14 protein-coding genes are annotated in these 17,855 nt (G+C 62.6%); 7 read left to right on the top strand and 7 right to left on the bottom strand.

Annotation, left to right across the window (positions count from 1 at the left end):
• Positions 1 to 295 precede the first annotated feature (295 nt).
• Positions 296 to 2,965 (top strand): sulfatase-like hydrolase/transferase, encoded by a 2,670-nt coding sequence (locus CKO25_RS04565; RefSeq protein ID WP_200386752.1) that lies wholly within the window; start codon positions 296 to 298, stop codon positions 2,963 to 2,965.
• A gap of 58 nt (positions 2,966 to 3,023) precedes the next feature.
• The gene (locus tag CKO25_RS04560) at positions 3,024 to 3,404 is read left to right on the top strand and encodes a cupin domain-containing protein (RefSeq protein WP_200386751.1); all 381 of its coding nucleotides are present in this window, start codon (positions 3,024 to 3,026) and stop codon (positions 3,402 to 3,404) included.
• 109 nt (positions 3,405 to 3,513) lie between these two features.
• On the opposite strand, the gene CKO25_RS04555 is transcribed toward CKO25_RS04560, so the two are convergent.
• The 4 genes from CKO25_RS04555 to ygfZ form a co-directional block, all read right to left on the bottom strand.
• Complete coding sequence (locus tag CKO25_RS04555) at positions 3,514 to 4,599, bottom strand: VanZ family protein (protein WP_200386750.1); 1,086 nt, start codon at positions 4,597 to 4,599, stop codon at positions 3,514 to 3,516.
• Positions 4,600 to 4,647: 48 nt separating this feature from the next.
• Positions 4,648 to 5,448 carry a DUF2272 domain-containing protein gene (locus tag CKO25_RS04550; RefSeq protein WP_242467411.1) on the bottom strand — a complete coding sequence of 267 codons (801 nt, stop codon included), beginning with the start codon at positions 5,446 to 5,448 and terminating at the stop codon, positions 4,648 to 4,650.
• On the bottom strand, positions 5,445 to 6,839 hold the full coding sequence (locus CKO25_RS04545; protein WP_242467410.1) for a Mur ligase family protein: 1,395 nt from the start codon (positions 6,837 to 6,839) through the stop codon (positions 5,445 to 5,447). The genes CKO25_RS04550 and CKO25_RS04545 overlap by 4 nt, the downstream gene beginning before the upstream one ends.
• A gap of 287 nt (positions 6,840 to 7,126) precedes the next feature.
• Positions 7,127 to 8,179, bottom strand: a complete 1,053-nt coding sequence (ygfZ, locus tag CKO25_RS04540) for a CAF17-like 4Fe-4S cluster assembly/insertion protein YgfZ (RefSeq protein WP_200386748.1) — start codon at positions 8,177 to 8,179, stop codon at positions 7,127 to 7,129.
• 123 nt (positions 8,180 to 8,302) lie between these two features.
• Here ygfZ and CKO25_RS04535 point away from each other — a divergent pair, with 123 nt between their 5' ends.
• On the top strand, positions 8,303 to 10,126 hold the full coding sequence (locus CKO25_RS04535; protein ID WP_200386747.1) for a ribonuclease catalytic domain-containing protein: 1,824 nt from the start codon (positions 8,303 to 8,305) through the stop codon (positions 10,124 to 10,126).
• A 27-nt stretch (positions 10,127 to 10,153) separates the two neighbouring features.
• On the opposite strand, the gene CKO25_RS04530 is transcribed toward CKO25_RS04535, so the two are convergent.
• Complete coding sequence (locus CKO25_RS04530; RefSeq protein ID WP_200386746.1) at positions 10,154 to 10,681, bottom strand: YcbK family protein; 528 nt, start codon at positions 10,679 to 10,681, stop codon at positions 10,154 to 10,156.
• Positions 10,682 to 11,229: 548 nt separating this feature from the next.
• On the opposite strand from CKO25_RS04530, the gene CKO25_RS04525 reads away from it, so the two are divergent.
• Positions 11,230 to 11,913, top strand: a complete 684-nt coding sequence (locus CKO25_RS04525) for a lytic transglycosylase domain-containing protein (protein WP_200386745.1) — start codon at positions 11,230 to 11,232, stop codon at positions 11,911 to 11,913.
• A 93-nt stretch (positions 11,914 to 12,006) separates the two neighbouring features.
• On the opposite strand, the gene CKO25_RS04520 is transcribed toward CKO25_RS04525, so the two are convergent.
• Positions 12,007 to 12,225 (bottom strand): hypothetical protein, encoded by a 219-nt coding sequence (locus CKO25_RS04520; protein ID WP_200386744.1) that lies wholly within the window; start codon positions 12,223 to 12,225, stop codon positions 12,007 to 12,009.
• Positions 12,226 to 12,572: 347 nt separating this feature from the next.
• Here CKO25_RS04520 and sat point away from each other — a divergent pair, with 347 nt between their 5' ends.
• Complete coding sequence (gene sat, locus CKO25_RS04515) at positions 12,573 to 13,760, top strand: sulfate adenylyltransferase (RefSeq protein ID WP_200386743.1); 1,188 nt, start codon at positions 12,573 to 12,575, stop codon at positions 13,758 to 13,760.
• A gap of 104 nt (positions 13,761 to 13,864) precedes the next feature.
• Here the strand turns inward: sat and CKO25_RS04510 are convergent, their stop codons facing one another.
• Positions 13,865 to 14,719: a pentapeptide repeat-containing protein gene (locus tag CKO25_RS04510; RefSeq protein ID WP_200386742.1), complete on the bottom strand. Its 855-nt coding sequence runs from the start codon at positions 14,717 to 14,719 to the stop codon at positions 13,865 to 13,867.
• A gap of 358 nt (positions 14,720 to 15,077) precedes the next feature.
• On the opposite strand from CKO25_RS04510, the gene CKO25_RS04505 reads away from it, so the two are divergent.
• Together CKO25_RS04505 and CKO25_RS04500 are read left to right on the top strand one after the other, a co-directional pair.
• Positions 15,078 to 16,355, top strand: a complete 1,278-nt coding sequence (locus CKO25_RS04505; RefSeq protein WP_200386741.1) for an O-acetylhomoserine aminocarboxypropyltransferase/cysteine synthase family protein — start codon at positions 15,078 to 15,080, stop codon at positions 16,353 to 16,355.
• A 239-nt stretch (positions 16,356 to 16,594) separates the two neighbouring features.
• Positions 16,595 to 17,749 (top strand): iron-containing alcohol dehydrogenase, encoded by a 1,155-nt coding sequence (locus CKO25_RS04500; protein ID WP_200386740.1) that lies wholly within the window; start codon positions 16,595 to 16,597, stop codon positions 17,747 to 17,749.
• Positions 17,750 to 17,855 lie beyond the last annotated feature (106 nt).

Below are 17,855 nucleotides of genomic sequence, written 5' to 3'. Positions count from 1 at the left end.
CCTGCCGAGTGCGTCCCTGACCACACCTGATCGGATCGGCGGACTACAAGCAACCGAGACCCCGACCGTTGCGCGGACGATCTGTTGACGGATGGCCATGCTGAACGAGTTGATGGTATCCTGCGCAGCTGGACCGCTGCACCAGGTGATGGCGTGTTCGATCGTCGGCCATCACGGCCACGCCTCGATGACTCCCACACCTGTCCGGTGCTGAGCAAGCCGCTTCACTCCGGTCCTGAATTCATGCCGGGCCGCCCGCGAGCCGCTTGCCCCGAACCAATGGAGATATGATGCGATGACTGCGCAACCATCCGCTCAGGAGACGACTGGGGAACATCTGCGACGCCGTTGCGGCGCCGTTGGGTTGTCGGTGGTTCTCGCGATTGTTCTCCTGCTGTCGTTCGGTGCCCTGGTGCATGCTGGGGAGCGGCCAAACATTGTCTTTATCCTGGCCGACGACGTGGGCCTCGGAGACCTCTCGGGCTACAACCCCAACAGTCAGGTCGCGCTGCCGACCTTGCACCAATTGGCCGCTGATGGGATCCGTTTCAACGATGCCCATACCTCCGCGGCGAAGTGCGCCCCCTCGCGCTACAGCATCATGACCGGCAACTACCAGTGGCGCGGTTTGCGGAACTGGGGACAATGGCAATACAAGGGTGGCTCGCAGATTCTGGCGGGGCAGAAATCGTTGGGGCAGATCCTCCAAGACGCCGGCTATACCACCGCAGTGTTGGGAAAATACCATCTCGGTGGCGACTTCCATCTGAAGAGCGGGAATGGTCTGGCGTTAGCGCAGACACCGGATGACCAGGTGGATTTCTCCAGGCCCATGCTCGCCGGTCCGGGTCAGCGTGGCTTCGATTACTCATTCGTCGCCCTGCGCGGGATCCAGGGCAGCCCCTACGCCTTCTTCGAAAATGACCGCATGGTGGGTTCGGTCAGCGACTTGATCCACTGGCCGGTTGGTGACTACGGCAACACCGGAATAGAACATGCCGGGATCGGTCTGCGTGATTGGAACACTCGCGAGGTCGGGCCCGCCTTGATGTCAAAGGCGTTGCAGTTCATCGACGATCACGTCTCGGGGCGAAATGCCAACAAGCCCTTTTTCCTCTACCTCAACACCCAGGCCGTGCACTCGCCGCTCAAGCCACCCACGTCACTTGGGGGGCGCCAGATCCTTGGGTCGACCGGGCTCAGCCCCCGTGCCGATCTGCTGGTCGAGGTCGATGTCATCCTCGAGCAAATCCAGGCCGCGCTGCGTCGTCATGGTCTGACCGAGGAGACGATCATCATCTTCTCAAGCGACAATGGGGCACTGCGTGGCGATGGTGAATTGCGCCGTGGTCACGATAGCAGCATGGGCTTCCGTGGCGCGAAAGGACGCATCTACGAGGCCGGTCATCGGGTCCCTCTTGTGATCAAGTGGGGTGCACGGGGGGTGAAGGGGTCGTCGCGGCCCGCGGGTTCGGCCGTCGAGGGCTTAGTCGGTGTTCAGGATCTCTATGCGACCCTCGCTGATTTGGTCGGCGTCAGATTAGCGCCGGAGCAGGGGCGTGACAGTGTGAGCATCCTGCCATTACTGCGCGGGACGACCAATCGATCACCTCGCGATCACATGATCCACCAAGCCGATCGGACCGAAACAGGCGCCGCGACCTTCCTCACGGCTTATCGTTCAGGCCAATGGAAACTGATCCTGGACGATCGGGATCGACCCATCGAGCTCTATGATCTCGAGCGCGATCGGGCCGAGCGTGACAATCTGATCAACGCCGCCCAGCATGCGACGCTGATCGAGCGCCTGGCACGCGACTATCGGTCTGCTCGCAGCGCTAGTCGAACCATGCCCGTGGGTTCGGGTGGCGGTGGCGGTGGCGGTGGATCGGATGGCGAAGGACCGGATCCTCAGCCACCAGCCGCTCCTTCGATGGTGACCGCCAGCGCGATTTCGACCTCGCGGATTCGGCTGGATTGGCGTGACAACAGCTCGAATGAAACAGGTTTTCGCATTGAGCGTCGTCTTCAGGGTGGAGGCTGGACCCGCATCGCGACCACGACCGCTGGGGTCACCACCTTTGCCGATTCCGGGCTCAGTGCAGGGACCAGCTACGGATATCGGGTCCAGGCCTTCAACGCGGCTGGGGCGTCGGTTTTTTCCGACGAAGCCGTCGTCGTGACCGAAGCCGCTCCTGAGCCCGAGCCGGCGCAGGTCGAATTGAGTGCGGCTATCCTGCCCACCGCACGGGCCGTGGCGGTGAATCAGCCGGCGACGGTGTTCGCGAGCCTCATCAACCAAGGCCAGACGACCGCAACGGGTTGCTCGATTGCGTTACCCGCGGGTGTTCCGGCCAGGCTTGCCTACCAAACGACCAATGCTTCCAATGCCTTGATCGGGCGCGCTAACAATCCCGTCGATATCGCGCCTGGCGCGACGCAAAATTTCGTCATCGGCATCACCCCAACCCGTGAGATCGCGGGCCTGGATATCGCTCCAGTCTTCAAGTGTCGCAACAGCGATGCCGTGTCCCGACTGACCGGTCTCAACACCCTGTTGCTGTCCGCAATGAGAACGGCGCCACCCGATCTATTAGCCGTTGGTGTGACCCCAAGCGCGGATGGCATTCTCCGTTTACCCCGCGTCGATGGTCACGCCGCCTTTGCTGTCTCGGCGATCAACATCGGCAGCGGTGGACGGATCACGGTGTCACCCGACGATGCCGGCCGTGGCCTTCCGCTCGGCCTTGAGGTCTGTGAGATCAATGTGCGTGGCGAGGTGATCGAATGCGGAGCCAGCTTGACGCGTTGGATCCGGCCCGCTGGAATCGTCTTCTATGGTGTCTTCGTCAGTGGTCAGGGCCGTGCGGTTGCGCTTGATCCCGGGCGTCACCGCCTCTTCCTACGTTTCGCGATGAATGAGACGCCCGTCGGGGCAACCAGTGTCGCGGTCACGGCACCCTGAGTGTGGCGAGTCCTGAGCGCCAGTCGATTCGCTTGATCGATCGGTTCTAGGGGCGGTCATGTCGAGAGATGACAGGACGCGGGCCGTGTCGGTTGGCGCGGGGCGGACGATCCAGATTGGCAACCTCTATGCCAGCCAAGCGAGGATCGAGAGCGGTGAGGCCTTCGAGACCCTGCTGCGCGGTGAGCAGGTCCACATCGAGCGGATCCTGAGCAGTGCGGAGCCGGATCCAGTACTCTATGACCAGGAGTGGGACGAGTGGGTCTGTCTGCTGCAAGGCGAGGCCGAACTCATGGTCGATGGAGCGCGCATCGACCTGCGGGCGGGTGATCATCTTCTCATTCCAGCGCGAACCCCACATCGGGTCTTGCGCACCTCGGTCGAGCCGCACTGCCTCTGGCTTGCCGTTCACCTGCTGGATCGAACGTCGAGTCAGTGAGACGAGGCGGTCAATCATCTGGTTTTGAGCGCCCCCTTAACCCTGCGCGATGACCTCCACTCGGGTTGAGGCGCCGCGTGCGCCCTGACCCCCGCCATCCTGCGACATCCTACCCGGTGCGGTGAAGCCATCCGATTTGAAGGATGAACCATCCCGCGAGCATGCCCGTCGCAGCGCCGACGAGGTCGACCAGAACATCGAAGGGGTCGGCCTGTCGTCCATCGACCAAGAGTTGCATCAACTCGGTTGCGCTCGCCATGGCGGCCAGCACCAGGGCAAGACGCAGCCAGCCAAGATCCGCACGCCCTAGGAATAAAACGAGCGCCAGTGCGGCGAAGAGGGCGAAATGGCCGAGCAGGTTGACATCCAGGCTGGCCGCAGCCTCCGTATCGGTTGGCAGCAGAGCGGCAAGCAGATCCTTCAAGGTGGCGAGTTGCTCGGGGGAAGCGAGCAAGCCAATGAAGAGAGCCGACGCGACCAGCCAGAGACTGAGCTGCAATGGCCGCGGCATGGGGCGTGAAAGGTGCCACAGAATGGCCAGGATCGATCCGATCCAGCACGCCAGGAGGATCCAGCGAGCCGCTTCGACCCAGAGCCGCGTGGCGAGTCCATCGACGGTGAGCCGATGAAGAACCAGTGTCCCGGAACTGGGGGTCAGGATCAGATCGATCCAGAGTGGACGTTCCGGATCCATGATGCGGATGATGCGATCGAATTGATGCTGTGCGACCGACTCTGGCCAGCCTGCGATAAGCCGCCGTAGTGGGCGATTGTCCGTGGGCTGGACCAACACCAGGCGCGCCTGGTGCCTAATGGCTTGGTTCGCACCAGCGTCCTCGACGCTGACACGACCGCTCACCTGCAGCCGGTCCACATCGCTTGTGAGCTGTGGTTCCCAGCGGATGCGTCCCCAACGATCATCGCTCTGACTGAGTCGCAGACCGTCCGGTTCAGGCTCGAGCAGTAAGCGAATGGGTGTTGGCAGCACGTCGATAGGCGCGTGCTCGGCCTCAATTGTAATCAGCGCGGGCGCGACTCGATCGAACCGGACCGCCGAGGTGTTCGCCAGGACCGTGAAGACAACGAGTGCGAGCATCACCAACATGAGCGCAAGGGGTGTGATTGGTGCGCCACGAGAACGTCGTGTCTGACGCAGGGGTGCGCTCCCCGCCCTGGTGTTTCTGATCAAGCTCATGGTGTTTCGATTCAAGTTCTCTCACGTCAAGGGTCAGGTACGCAAGCGCTAAAGACGGTTCTCGATGATCAGGAACCAAGGCCGTCGTGGGACCGGTTGCAGGCGACCGCGATCATCCAGTTCCAGGATGCTTTTGGAGACCGAGTTGCGGACGTTACCGCCGATGACCTCCAACTGCTGATCACGTTTGCCCACGACGAGATCGCAATGGGTTGGTGCGCCCTGTAACTGGGCGGCACGAGTGTCCCCGCCAACGGGCTGAAGCGGTGAGCGACCACGCCCCGCACAGATCAGGTCACCTGGTTCGGGCGTGTAATCTTGGATGCGCCGTGGCACGAAATAGCGTCCTGAATCGGACGCGCGCTCGATGATCTGCGTCAGATAGATCCAATGTGCGGAGGCCGGGCGAAATTGATCTTCGGACACCCCAAGGTCACGCATGATCCAACTCAGGAATGCGGCCGACCAGGGGTGTTGGCAGTCCATGCCATCTAAACTGGGTCGTCCGACCGCGCGCCAATAGCGATTGACGCGCCCGGCGTGGCTCGCGTCGTCCTCCCAGGCGCCTACATTCGGGATGCTCTCTTGGCGTCCTTGCAACACCACGACTTGCTGTTCGAAAGACTCCCATTCTTGTATCGCGCGTCGAATCATGGCGCGTTTCAGTCCGGCATTGCGTGCCGGTGGTGGTCCAATGGGCTGTCCCGCCCAGGTTCCCTGTGGTGTATCGGCTTGGTCTCCCGGAGTGCTGCCGCAGGCGGTCAACAGCAACGCCGACACCACCATGGGCGTTAGCGCGAGAAACCGACGCGGTTGGGAGCGGATGCGCGCAAGCGATCGGGCTATCAAGAGGAAACGCGCCAGCCGAGGCGTTTCATGTGCAACGCAACCTGATCCTGGTCGCTATAGGGTGTTTTCTGGCCCTGAATATCGAGGTAGCGTTCGTGTCCTTTCCCCGCGATGAGCGCCACACAGGGTTGCTGTTCCGGCAAAGCGCTCAAGATCTCGAACAACCGGGTCATGGCGGCCGGGCGTTCCACCACCACCTCACGACCGGTCTGTGGCATACCGGTCAGGATGTCGGCAATGATGCTCCGCGGGTCTTCGAAGCGGGGATTGTCCGAGGTCACGATCGCGTGATCGGAGTAGCGCGCAACCGCCGCCCCCATCAGCGGGCGTTTGCCGCGATCGCGGCCCCCACCGCAGCCGAAGAGGGTGAGGATATAGGCATCCGGGAAGGCACCGCGGATGGCGCTCAAGATCGTCTCCAGCGCGTCCGGGGTGTGCGCGAAATCGATCACGAGCGTGCGCTTGCCGATGACCTTGCACTCGAAGCGACCGGGGACCGCGGCGAGGTGCCGCCAGTCCTCGCGACCCAGGTGGGCGCCGTCGGTTGCTCCGAGAACCCGGTTCGCCAGTGCGACGGCGAGGGTATAGTTGTGACGGTTGTGCTCCAGTGCAAGGAAGGGTTTCAAGGCCACGGCCGTGCGATCGATCTCAGCGGCCCGCAGCAGCTCGATCGGTGCTCCAGGACGGGCTGAGCGCAGCCGCTCCGCGACCTCCAGGCTGGTGGTGACGAGTTGCCCGCTGGGTTCCAGCAGGTCGAGGATACGCGACTTGGCTGCGAAATAGCGCGCCTCGTCGTGGTGGTAGTCGAGATGATCAAGCGTGAAGTTCGTCCAGGCCGCGCTCCTTAATGAGATGCCATGTGCGCGTCCTTGATCGAGTGCGTGACTACTGACCTCCATGGCCACGACATCATAGTGACTGCGCTCGGCATGCAGGAGGCGACGCAGTTCGATCAATGGCGGTGAGGTGAACCCGGTCTCGAAACGCGGCGTGCCATTCAATGAGACTCCCAGCGTCCCGATCGTGAGCACGCGGCAACCCTGTGCGGCCAGAATGGCTTCGAGATATTTGACGGTCGTCGTTTTGCCATTGGTGCCTGTGACACCGACGCAGACGGCTGCGCTGGGATCCAACGGATAGATCAGATCGCAACATCGACGCACGACCTCCGCGTAGTCGTCCGGGTGTGTGACATAGATGCCGGTCTGCGCGGGCAGACGCGTCCAGCCGTCGAGCAGCTTGTTGGTCACGAGGGCGGCGAAGGGGCTGGCGAGGAGATAGCGATCGATGAGTTCCGCATCATCGCGCCCATCGTCGAAGCGCTGGAAGAAGAGGACCGAGCCTGGATCGCATTGGTTCGTGCGCCACTGGATGTTCGTGAGTGCAGACATCGAGGACGGTTCACGCTTCCAGACGACATCGAGCGAGCCTAACAGCGCGCTGAGGGATGAAGGAGTCATGCGGGTCGATCTTGCTCTCGGTTGACACCAATCAGGGTCGGCGTGCGAACGGCACGTCGGGCGGAGCGGGGTGAGGCGACCGCCGCGAGGGTCGAGACGAATCCGGCGCAATCGCGCGTGCGCCCGTGTCTTCTCATCGGCCGCCGCCGCTGCTCCTCAAGCGCGCCCGCGACCCCGACAGTGGATCGGGTGCGCGGCAGCCGGGCTCGGTGATGGTCTCAGGAGTCCTCGGTGCTTGGGAACCCGTAGGGTGGCGTCGTGAGTGTTAGCAGCGGCCCACCCTCCCCGAGCCGCACCTGATTCGCCGCGACGGCGTTCGTTTCGACCACCACCAGCAGCTCGTATCGTCCGGGCCCCACCGGGCTGGCCATGACCACCGCGCCACTGCCCTGCTGGGAGCTGCTCGCGGTGGAGTGGAGCGCGTCTCCCGGCTGGGGCGGGGTCTCGCTCTGAACTTCGGCAAGATACATGCGCCGTTTCAGCTTCCCCAGGTATTGCATCCGGGCGACCACTTCCTGACCCGTGTAGCAGCCCTTGTTGAAGCTGACGCCGTCGATGAGATGCATGTTGGTCATCTGGGGCACAAAGGCGTCGACGGTCTGCTGGTGAACGAGGGGGATCCCGGCACGGATGTCGAGCAGGGTCCAGTCCTCGCTGTTTGCCGTCACCGCGTGCTCCAGCAGGGTTTGCCAATGAGCGCGGAGCGCTTCGGGCGGCCCGATGAGCTCGACCCGTGGCGTGGGTCCGGACAGTCGGATCACGGTGATCTCATCGGTCAGCGTCATGCCGTTCTCCCGTTCGGGCATCCCCAGGGCACAGGCCGTCAGTGCCGCTGCGACGCAGTCCCCGGCAATCCCGAGACGCGCGAGTCGGTCGCTGGCGTCCTCGAGCGTGACCCGGCTGCGCAGCACGAACATCCTCAACCGCTTCAGCAGGTCGGGCACCAGCTCCGCTGAGAGCTGCAGATAGATGGTGTCGCCGCGACGCAGCACGAGAAAATTCGCCAGCATGCGTCCTTTCTGGCTGCAGTGACTGCTCCACTGGACATGGTTCTCGGAGAGTTCGCGCACGTCATTGGTGAGCTGGCCTTGCAGGAAATTGGCCGCGTCCTCGCCCTGCACCGCGATCAACCCGAGTGCGGAGAGATCGAAGAGCCGACAACCGGCCGCGGCGTCAACCTGATCGAGCGTGGGGGCAGGGAAGCGGACCCGTCCGTTCTCGTCGAATTGCGCGCCGCTCGCGCTGAGAACCTCTTGCCAAACTGGGTGCATGTCGTCTACCTCGGAGATGTTGTTCGAAAGCCGCGGGATGCTGCATTGCTCGAAGGACGGTTCCGGTATGATAACCCCAGGCTGGAGTATCGATCGATTCATGGCACAGGAGAGTAGAGCAGCTTGTCGACATATCAATCTAATCCGCCGGTCAACAGCCTGGTGCTCTACAAGGTTCGGCCCGCTCGGGTGGTCTCTGTTGGAGAGAAGATCGAGATCGAACTCGATGGCGGCCAGCGGAAACGGGTGCGTCCGAAGGACGTCGACGTCCTGCACCCGGGGCCATTGCAGCGGCTCGCCGATCTTGTCCCGCAAGAGGGCGAGTTGCAAGCCGCATGGGAATTGCTCGAAGGATCCGTGACCACGCTCCAGGATCTCGCTGAATTGGCGTTCGACGCCTACACCCCGGCCACGGCCTGGGCGACCTGGCAGCTGGTTTCGGAAGGATTGATCTTCGCCGGGACGCCGACCCAGATCGAGGCCCGTCCGCGCGAGGTCGTTGACCGTGAGCGCGCAGCACGAGAGGCGAAACATGCCGAGGAGCGCGACTGGCAGGATTTCCTTGCGCGCATGGCGGCGGCGGCACCGAGCCCCGGGGATCGCGAGCGTCTCATCGAAGTCGAGCGGTTTGCCGTCGGTTTGGCTGAACACAGTCGGATCCTCGCAGCGCTTGGGCACCAGCCCACCCCCGAGAATGCACACCGAGCGTTGGTCGATGTGGGTTACTGGCCAGTCGATCACAACCCCTATCCGATCCGCTGTGGTGTGGCGATCCAGGATCCGTCCCTCAGGGTCCCGGATCTCCCCGCGGAGGACCGGCTGGATCTCACGCATCTCCTGGCCTATGCGATCGATGACGAGGGCAATCAGGATCCCGATGACGCCATCAGTCTCGATGGCGACCGCCTCTGGGTGCATGTTGCGGATGTGGCGGCACTGATCGATCCCGAATCCGAGCTCGAGCGTGAGGCGCGGGGACGTGGCGCGAATCTGTATCTCCCCGAGGGGGTGGTCAATATGCTGCCACCGGCGGCGACAGACCGGCTCGGGTTGGGGCTGCAAGAGGTCTCGCCGGCGTTGTCGTTCGGGCTGCGCTGTGATGAGGCGGGCGAGATCCTCGACGTCGAAATCCACCGGAGCTGGGTGCGGGTGCTCCGGGTGAGTTATCAATGGGTCGAGGAACGGCTCGACGAGCCGCCCTTCTCCGGGATGCATGCCTGCATCGAACCCTTCCGATCACGTCGTCAGCGTGACGGCGCGACCGCTCTAGAGCTGCCCGAAGTCACGGTGCGGGTCGGGGTTGACGGGGTTCGGATCGCACCGCTCCCGCGACTGTTGAGCCGGGCCCTAGTGACGGATGCCATGTTGATGGCTGGCGTGGCGGCGAGCCGGTTCTGCTGTGAGCGCGGCATCCCGATTCCCTATGCCACCCAGGTGCTGCCAGAGGGACTCGGCACGGCGACCGATCTGGCTGCGATGTACGCACTGCGGCGCCGTTTCAAACCCACGCGGCTCGCGACCCTGCCCGAGCGGCACGCGGGATTGGGCCTGCCCGTCTACACCCGGGTAACGAGCCCGTTGCGACGCTATTCCGATCTCCTGGTTCACCAACAAATCCGCGCCGCGCTGACTGGGAGCGGTGGGCTGTCCGAGGCCGAGGTCATGACGCGGATCGCTGCCGCTGAACTGAGCTCGGCAGCGGTCCGCCGCGCCGAGCGGCTGTCGAACCAGCACTGGAAGCACGTCTTTCTGCGTGAGCATCGGGATTGGCGCGGTGAGGGCGTCGTCGTCGAACTCGATGACCGCCGACTCACCGTCCTGATCCCCGAGCTCGCGCTGGAGACCCGCGTGCGTTCACGCGATCTACCAGGCTTGAACGATCGCTTGCGTTTGGGCATCACCGAGGTCGATGTTCCCGCGCTTGGGAGCGGGTTTCGTATCCTGTGATTCTGATCCCGGATGCGCCGCGGCCGCTCATGAGCCCCAACGACGCACGCGCCCGGTGTCGAGATGCACGAAATCCGAACGCGGGTAGAAACCGACCCCACCACGGGCAAGCGTAATCGCGGTGTCACGGATCCGCCGGGTTGGTAGGTCGGGGAAGCGAACGTCGAGTGCCTGACCGGTCAGGTGGAGACTGTTGCGTGCGACACCGCCGGATTTTGCCCGCAGCATTTGGTTGGTTCGCGGCGAGCGATAGGCGCTGAGGACATCGTAGCGCGCGTCTGGATCACCAAGGGCGACCTTGATGTCGTACAGGAAGTCGAGCAACTTTGGGTCGATCGCCGTGGTGTCGCCGGTGCGGAAATCACGGAAGAAGTGATTCAGTCCTTCGAGGGCACCGCGTTGATAGTGATCACCGATTCGGTATGCAACCGCAATGCGTTCGTCGGTATGCAGATGCCGAAACGCCAAGATGCGCGGGCGTTCCTTGGGTGTGATGGCAAGGGCTGGTGTCGAGACAGCGCAGAGGGCTGCGCCAAGAAAGTCACGTCGTTTCATGTTCCCCCCGGTACAGATGACGTTTTTTGACGACAGGGAGGGTATCGGAAAGGGGCAGTGGGACGCAAACGCATTTTCAATGACCCCGCGAGCCCTGGCCAAAGATCATGCGTTACACAATCGAACAACGATAAGATTTTGATTTAGAAAACAGAGCCGAATCGCTCATGCGCCGAAGCCATGAGCGCTGGAAGCGCAATTCTTTTCGAGTTGTTCCATTGTTTTTTCGAGTGATCATAGCTCGTCGCTGAATAACGACACCTTCGATCCAGGTCGAACCGCAGCGTACGGGCGGACTTCTTGGTATTCTGGAGCCAGGGTTGCGTGGATCAAGAACGATCCAGTTGGGCCCTGATCCCGAAGCGCGCCGCGGCGGCAGGGGTGATCGCCGGTGAGGGGCGTCGCCGGATGCCCCGGTCACGGACGCTCCCTGCGGGCTCGATGCAGGCCGCTGGTTGGGACGAGAGGGTGTGACCGGACTGATTCGGGTAATGCATGGCGTGTCGGGCACGGGGCTCGGCCATGATCTTTCGGAGTGCGGGGGATTGATGCAACGAATCATCACGACCTTGATCGCCCTGTCCGCTCTCGTTGTCGCTGGTCCAGGACAGGCTGATATCTACAAATATGTCGATACCGAAGGCAAGATCCATTTCACGGATAAACCCCTCAAGGGCAGTCAATACCGTCTTGAGTGGAAACGCGAGACGAAGAAGATCGTGCGCGAAAGTGAGGCGCGAACCGCCGCGGTGAGACCACCGCCACCCGCGGCACGGGCCGCGGCGGCCTTGCCAAAATCACTGGCGGCGCGCCGTGCCCAGTTCGAGACCCTGATCAACACCAATGCTCACCGCTACAGTTTGCCGCCGGCCCTGGTGCATGCCGTGATCCGGGCCGAGTCGGCCTATCGACCGGATGCGGTGTCGCGCGCCGGCGCGCAGGGCCTGATGCAGTTGATGCCCGGAACCGCGGCACGCTATGGGGTGACGGACAGCTTTGATCCGGCACAGAACATCCGGGGCGGTACGGCTTATCTGCGTGATCTGCTCGACATGTTCGATTGGAACCTCGACCTCGCGCTCGCAGGCTATAACGCCGGTGAGGGTGCCGTGATCAAGCATGGTCGTCAAATCCCGCCCTATTCGGAAACCCAAGGCTATGTCCGCAAGGTCAGGCAGTTTCTCTGGGACGAGCGCGAGGCGCTCACCGGCGTGGTGATGTCGGTGCGTTGAGCGGGCGACCGCATCGAGCGGGTTTCCGACGTTTGACCGGGCCGGTCGTGACCGCACCCTGTGACGGTGGTGAAACCCGCGGGCAGGTGAGAGTCAATCCTCGCCGATGACGCGTTCGTCGCGCGGGGTGGAGAGGATTTTCTCCGCCTCGGGCTGTTGATTGGCGAACACCATGCGATATTGCACCGCGCTGCCAGTCCCCTCGGCTTCACGCCGGCTGCGCACGAGCGCTCGGGCGTCTTGGTAGCGTGCGATCGTGTCGAGGTGCTCGAGCTGGAGCGGGGGTGAAATCTTATAGACAAAATAGGGCATGAGTGTCGTAACCTGCGTTCGTGGCTGTCGTCCAAGAGCGTCCAATCCGATCAGCATTGTCGGGGCAAGACCCTGGTGTCACAAGTGCGACGACAGCGGTTGCATGTACAATCCTGATCGATGCGGATCGGCCCGTGCGGCTCAGCGGCGACACGCGACGCAGCCGCCATGGTCAGAGCGCCCCGCGCAACCGCCGCGTCGATGATCGGCGTCACCGAAGTCTGTCCCATTTCACGCCGATCGTCGAGGTCCGAAAGCGGGTGCGCGGCGCATCCACCGTTCAATCGCATCACACCCGGTGTTCGCCCGATGGGTGTGGGCAGTCTCTAACGATACCGAGGCAGAGCATGATCAAACCCGTGGGTTCCGATGTCCTGAAACCATTGTTCGTCTACGATCCCGACCTGCATCATGATCTGATGCGAGAGGCAGAGACCTTGCCATCGATCGTCGTCAGTTCACAGACGGCGGCGAATGCCGTGATGCTCGGCGGCGGCTATTTCAGTCCACTGCCGGGTTTTATGAACCTTACGGATGCCATGAGTGTTGCCGAGCGGATGCAGACGGGCAGTGGGCTCTTCTTCCCGGTTCCGGTGTTGTTTCTGCTCGACAGCATCAAAGGACTCGCGGACGCCCCGCGCCTTGCCCTGAGAGATCCAAATGTCGAGGGCAACCCCGTGCTCGCGATCCTGGATGTCGAGGCGATTGAGGAGGTGAGCGATGAGCAGATGGATCACCTGACCGAGAAGGTGTATCGCACTCGCGACATCGAGCACCCGGGGGTCAAGACCTTTCAGAGCCAAGGGCGCTTCCTGCTCTCAGGCCCGATCCAGGTCCTGCATTTCTCCTACTTTCAGGACGACTTCCCCGATACCTTCCGCACGGCAGTTGATATCCGCAATGAGATCAGCGAGCGGGGCTGGAAACGTGTCGTCGCCTTTCAAACCCGCAATCCGATGCATCTCGCACACGAAGAACTCTGTCACATGGCGATGCAACGGCTCGAGTGTGATGGTCTCGTGATCCACATGCTGCTCGGCAAGCTCAAGCCCGGCGATATTCCGGCCCCCGTGCGGGATGCGGCGATTCGCAAGATGGTCGAACTCTATTTCGCACCCAACAGCGCGATGGTGACCGGATATGGCTTCGACATGCTCTATGCCGGGCCGCGTGAGGCGGTGCTCCATGCCTATTTTCGACAAAACATGGGGGCGACCCATTTCATCATCGGGCGCGATCACGCCGGTGTCGGTGACTACTATGGGCCCTTCGATGCGCAGACGATCTTCGATGAAGAGGTGCCCGCGGGCGCGCTCGACATCGAGATCTTCCGTGCCGATCACACGGCTTACTCAAAGAAATTGCATCGCGTGGTCATGATGAGCGAAGCCCCGGATCACACCCCGGATGACTTCGTGCTCCTATCCGGAACGAAGGTACGCGAGATGTTGGGGAACGGGATCGCACCGCCAGCGGAGTTTTCGCGCCCCGAGGTTGCGCAGATCCTGATGGACTACTATCAATCCATGCGGTAAGGAATGGTTCGAGCCGCCGTGCACCACGCGCGGCGCGATCGCGCGTGGTGCGCGGACGCCCCGCGCGTTTCCGCAAGACGCTTGCGGCCCCGCGACCCGATACATCACCTCAGATTTTTTTTGTACGACGGGTAGACGGCATTGATCGCCTTTGAAAAGTTGGCGAATTCCATGGTGACACTCGCCAATTCGACGCCGGCGAAATTGGTATTGGTGACATCGGCGCGTCTGAGAATGGCACCACCGAGGACGGCATCGGTGAGATCGACGTCGGTCAGGTTGGCGTTACGAAAATTAGCCTCCTGCGCCGAGACGCCACGCATGTTTGCCCCCCGCAGATTGGCACCTTCGAAGTTGGCAAGATTGATGACGGTAAAGCCCTCGGGCGTCAGGCTGGTGAAATCCGCTGCTTGCAGGGAGGCCCCGGCGAGGTTTGCATCGTTTAGGTGACAGTCACGCAGGTCGGCGCCGCTCAGTTTGGCCTCGCGAAGATTGGCACGGATAAAGAGTGCGTTCGCCGCGGTGACGGCGGATAGGTCGCTGCCAGCGAAGTCGGTTCCGCGAAGGTCGGCGTGCGCGAGGTTTGCACCTTGGAGATCGGCGGATCGGACATCCGCTTCGCGCAGATCCGCGCGCTCGAGATTGGCGCCGGCGAGATTCGCACCGCTCAGGATGGCAGCGCGTGACGGCCGTTCGGCGCCGAGATGGGCTCGCCTGAGATCAGCGCCTCTGAGATCGGCCCGCGTCAGATCCGTGCCGACTAGGATGGCCTCGATCAAGCAGGCATCGGTCAGCAGGGCGTCGACGAGATCGCTCGAGGCCAGGTTCGTTCCGGTGAGGTCTGCCCCGTGCAGGTCGGCGCCGTTCAGTTGCATGTCGCGCAAGTCGGCGCCCGCTAGGCTGGTTGCATCGATCCGTTCGAGCACCTCGCCGGTTTCGCGGTGTTTGATTTCGATCATCCTCGCATCCCCTATGTTATTGTTTCACAGCAGCACAGCCTGATCGCGACATCCTTGCAAGTCGGTCAGAATCCAGCCGATCCGGCACCACCAACGTCAAGCAATCGACAGCCTTGCTTCCCCTCGCTACCATCCAGGGCCGGAAGCGCGAACCCGCCAGCGTGGGCCGACTCCCGAAGCGCGGCATCGCTCCCAGGCTCGCCCCGCCAGAGGGTGCCACGGGGCATCCGAGGCTGGCCCGCGCGCGCGGCGGCTCTGGTTCCGCAGGTCATTGAGCTGACTCTTTTTTTGATGATCAGCGGCGGCAAGGACAGGTCTTGCGAGTATAACAAGAGTTCAAATACCACCAGGAGTCCACATGCACATCGAAACCCTCGCGATCCACGCTGGCTTCGCCCCCGACCCAACCACCAAGGCCGTTGCGACACCCATCTACCAGACCACCAGTTACGCGTTCGATGACACACAGCATGGCGCTGATCTGTTCGATCTGAAGGTGGCGGGGAACATCTACACGCGGATCATGAATCCGACTAGTGATGTCCTCGAACAGCGCGTGACGGCCATGGAAGGGGGCGTCGGCGCCCTCGCTCTGGCATCCGGTATGGCCGCCGTCACCAATGCCATCTTCACCATCGCCCAGGCCGGTGACAATATCGTCGCGGTTTCGACCCTCTATGGCGGAACCTACAACCTCTTCGCCCACACCTTACCGCGGCTCGGGATCGAAGTCCGCTTTGCTCCGCCGAATGACCTCGACGCCATGGCCGCACAGATCGATGCGCGGACCAAGGCGATTTTCTGTGAGTCGATCGGGAATCCCGCTGGGAATGTCGCCGACCTGCGTGGTATCTCCGACCTGGCGCATGCGCATGGTCTGCCCGCCATCGTCGACAACACCGTGCCGAGCCCCTATCTGTGTCGACCGTTCGAACATGGCTGCGATATCGTGATCCATGCACTGACTAAGTACATGGGTGGTCATGGCACCAGTATCGGGGGGATCCTGGTGGATTCGGGACGATTCCCCTGGGCCGATCATGCGGCGCGCTTTCCGATGCTCAATGAACCTGACGTGTCCTACCACGGGGTCGTCTATACCGAGGCCCTAGGTCAGTCGGCCTATATCGGTCGGGCGCGCGTCGTGCCGTTGCGGAACATGGGCGCGGCCATCTCTCCATTTAACAGCTTTCTGATTTTGCAGGGAATCGAAACCTTACATGTACGCATGGATCGCCACTGTGACAATGCGCTGGCGGTCGCGCACTATTTGCGATCACAGCCCCAGGTGGAATGGGTTCGCTATGCCGGACTCCCGGACAGTCCCGATTTTCCTCTGGTTCAGCGCTACATGGATGGTGCGCGCGCCAGCGCGATCCTCTCCTTCGGCATCAAGGGCGGGCGCGACGCGGGCGCACGCTTCATCGATGCGCTCAAACTCGCGGTGCGTCTCGTCAATATTGGTGATGCGAAGACCTTGGCCTGCCATCCCGCGACCACGACCCATCGGCAACTCTCGCCGCAAGAACTCGAGCGGGCCGGTGTGTCCGAGGATTTGGTGCGGCTCTCGATCGGGATTGAGCACATCGATGACATCCTCGCCGATCTCGATCAGGCCCTAGCCGCGGCGTCCTAGGACGCGGTTGGTGGGGGACGCGGCGCGCTGGCATGGCGTGGGATCAGCGTCACCCACCCACGCGGATAGGACACGAAGCGAATCACGCTATGGATTCGGCGAAACGGACGCACATGAGTCTGCAGCGGTGGGCACCATCGGCGATTTGATCCGACACCCGAGCGCGCGTCTGTTCGCTCACTCGCGAGTCGCCGCTCACCGGCCTTGTTATGATTTCGCTTACATGGAGCCGCTTCCAGATGCAAAACTTCGTCTTCCACAATCCCACCAAGATCCTGTTCGGCGCCGGGCAGATCGCGGCCATTGGTCCGGAAATCCCGACCGGCGCGCGTGTGCTCATCACCTATGGTGGCGGCAGTATCATCAAGAACGGGACCCTGGATGAAGTAAAGCAGGCCTTGGCCGAGGTCGCGACGGTCGAGTTTGGAGGAATCGAGCCGAACCCGACCTATGAAACCCTGATGCAGGCCGTCGAGTTGGCCCGTCGTGAGCACGTCGACTTCCTGCTCGCGGTGGGTGGTGGCTCGGTCATCGACGGAACCAAATTCATCGCCGCGGCGATTCCCTTCGATGGGGACCCCTGGGAGATCCTGTCCAGGCAGGCGCCGATCCGGGCTGCCGTTCCCCTCGGGACCGTCTTGACCTTGCCCGCGACCGGGTCGGAGATGAATGGGGCGGCGGTCATCACGCGGGCGGCGACGCACGATAAGCTCGCCTTCATCGACCCCAGCGTGTTTCCGCGGTTTTCCGTGCTCGACCCCACCAAGACCTTCACCCTGCCGCCCCGCCAGATCGCCAATGGCATCGTCGACGCCTTCGCCCACATTGCCGAGCAGTACCTGACCTACCCGGCCGACGCCAAGGTGCAAGACCGGTTCGCGGAAGGACTGTTGCTGACGCTGATCGAGGAAGGCCCGAAGGCCCTAGCCGAACCGCGCGATGAGGCGGTTCGTGCAAACCTAATGTGGACAGCAACCTTGGCCCTGAACGGCTTGATCGGCGCGGGTGTCCCGCAGGACTGGGCAACCCACATGGTTGGCCATGAGATCACCGCACTCCATGGCTTGGATCACGCGCAGACGCTCGCGGTTGTGTTGCCCGCGATGCTGCAGATCCGCCGGCTCGACAAGCGCGCGAAGCTGCTCCAGTATGCCGAGCGGGTCTGGAACCTGACTGAGGGGCAGGAGGATGAGCGCATCGATGCGGCCATCACTCGGACCCGGGACTTTTTCGAATCATTGCAGGTCCCGACACGCCTGTCTGGATACGGGATCGGCGAGGAGGCCATCGCGCCGCTTGTTGCTCAACTCGAGCGCCATGGCATGACCCGCCTGGGCGAGCGAGCGGATGTCGATCTCGAGCGCTCTCGCCAGGTGCTTGAACTCGCGCTCTAGTCGCCCGGACGGGGCCGCCGCGCTGCTGCTGGCGGATTGCGCGTCCTGAGGACGGGCCATGCCCAGGCGGTGCATCAGGCTGGGCTTCTGGTATACTGAATCCCAC

The organism is Thiocapsa imhoffii (assembly GCF_016583985.1).
Classification (GTDB): Bacteria; Pseudomonadota; Gammaproteobacteria; order Chromatiales; family Chromatiaceae; genus Thiocapsa; species Thiocapsa imhoffii.
The sequence above is the reverse complement of the archived record's forward strand: the minus strand, read 5'-3'. Positions and strand labels throughout refer to the sequence as shown.

What these genes read in the sequence shown, in the direction of transcription:
- CKO25_RS04505 (WP_200386741.1), top strand. Translation starts at nt 15,078, where the DNA reads ATGCACATCGAAACCCTCGCGATCCACGCTGGCTTCGCCCCCGACCCA.
- CKO25_RS04510 (WP_200386742.1), bottom strand. Translation starts at nt 14,719, where the DNA reads ATGATCGAAATCAAACACCGCGAAACCGGCGAGGTGCTCGAACGGATC.
- CKO25_RS04545 (WP_242467410.1), bottom strand. Translation starts at nt 6,839, where the DNA reads ATGTCTGCACTCACGAACATCCAGTGGCGCACGAACCAATGCGATCCA.
- CKO25_RS04520 (WP_200386744.1), bottom strand. Translation starts at nt 12,225, where the DNA reads ATGCCCTATTTTGTCTATAAGATTTCACCCCCGCTCCAGCTCGAGCAC.
- sat (WP_200386743.1), top strand. Translation starts at nt 12,573, where the DNA reads ATGATCAAACCCGTGGGTTCCGATGTCCTGAAACCATTGTTCGTCTAC.
- CKO25_RS04565 (WP_200386752.1), top strand. Translation starts at nt 296, where the DNA reads ATGACTGCGCAACCATCCGCTCAGGAGACGACTGGGGAACATCTGCGA.
- CKO25_RS04560 (WP_200386751.1), top strand. Translation starts at nt 3,024, where the DNA reads ATGTCGAGAGATGACAGGACGCGGGCCGTGTCGGTTGGCGCGGGGCGG.
- CKO25_RS04530 (WP_200386746.1), bottom strand. Translation starts at nt 10,681, where the DNA reads ATGAAACGACGTGACTTTCTTGGCGCAGCCCTCTGCGCTGTCTCGACA.
- CKO25_RS04500 (WP_200386740.1), top strand. Translation starts at nt 16,595, where the DNA reads ATGCAAAACTTCGTCTTCCACAATCCCACCAAGATCCTGTTCGGCGCC.
- CKO25_RS04525 (WP_200386745.1), top strand. Translation starts at nt 11,230, where the DNA reads ATGCAACGAATCATCACGACCTTGATCGCCCTGTCCGCTCTCGTTGTC.
- ygfZ (WP_200386748.1), bottom strand. Translation starts at nt 8,179, where the DNA reads ATGCACCCAGTTTGGCAAGAGGTTCTCAGCGCGAGCGGCGCGCAATTC.
- CKO25_RS04555 (WP_200386750.1), bottom strand. Translation starts at nt 4,599, where the DNA reads ATGAGCTTGATCAGAAACACCAGGGCGGGGAGCGCACCCCTGCGTCAG.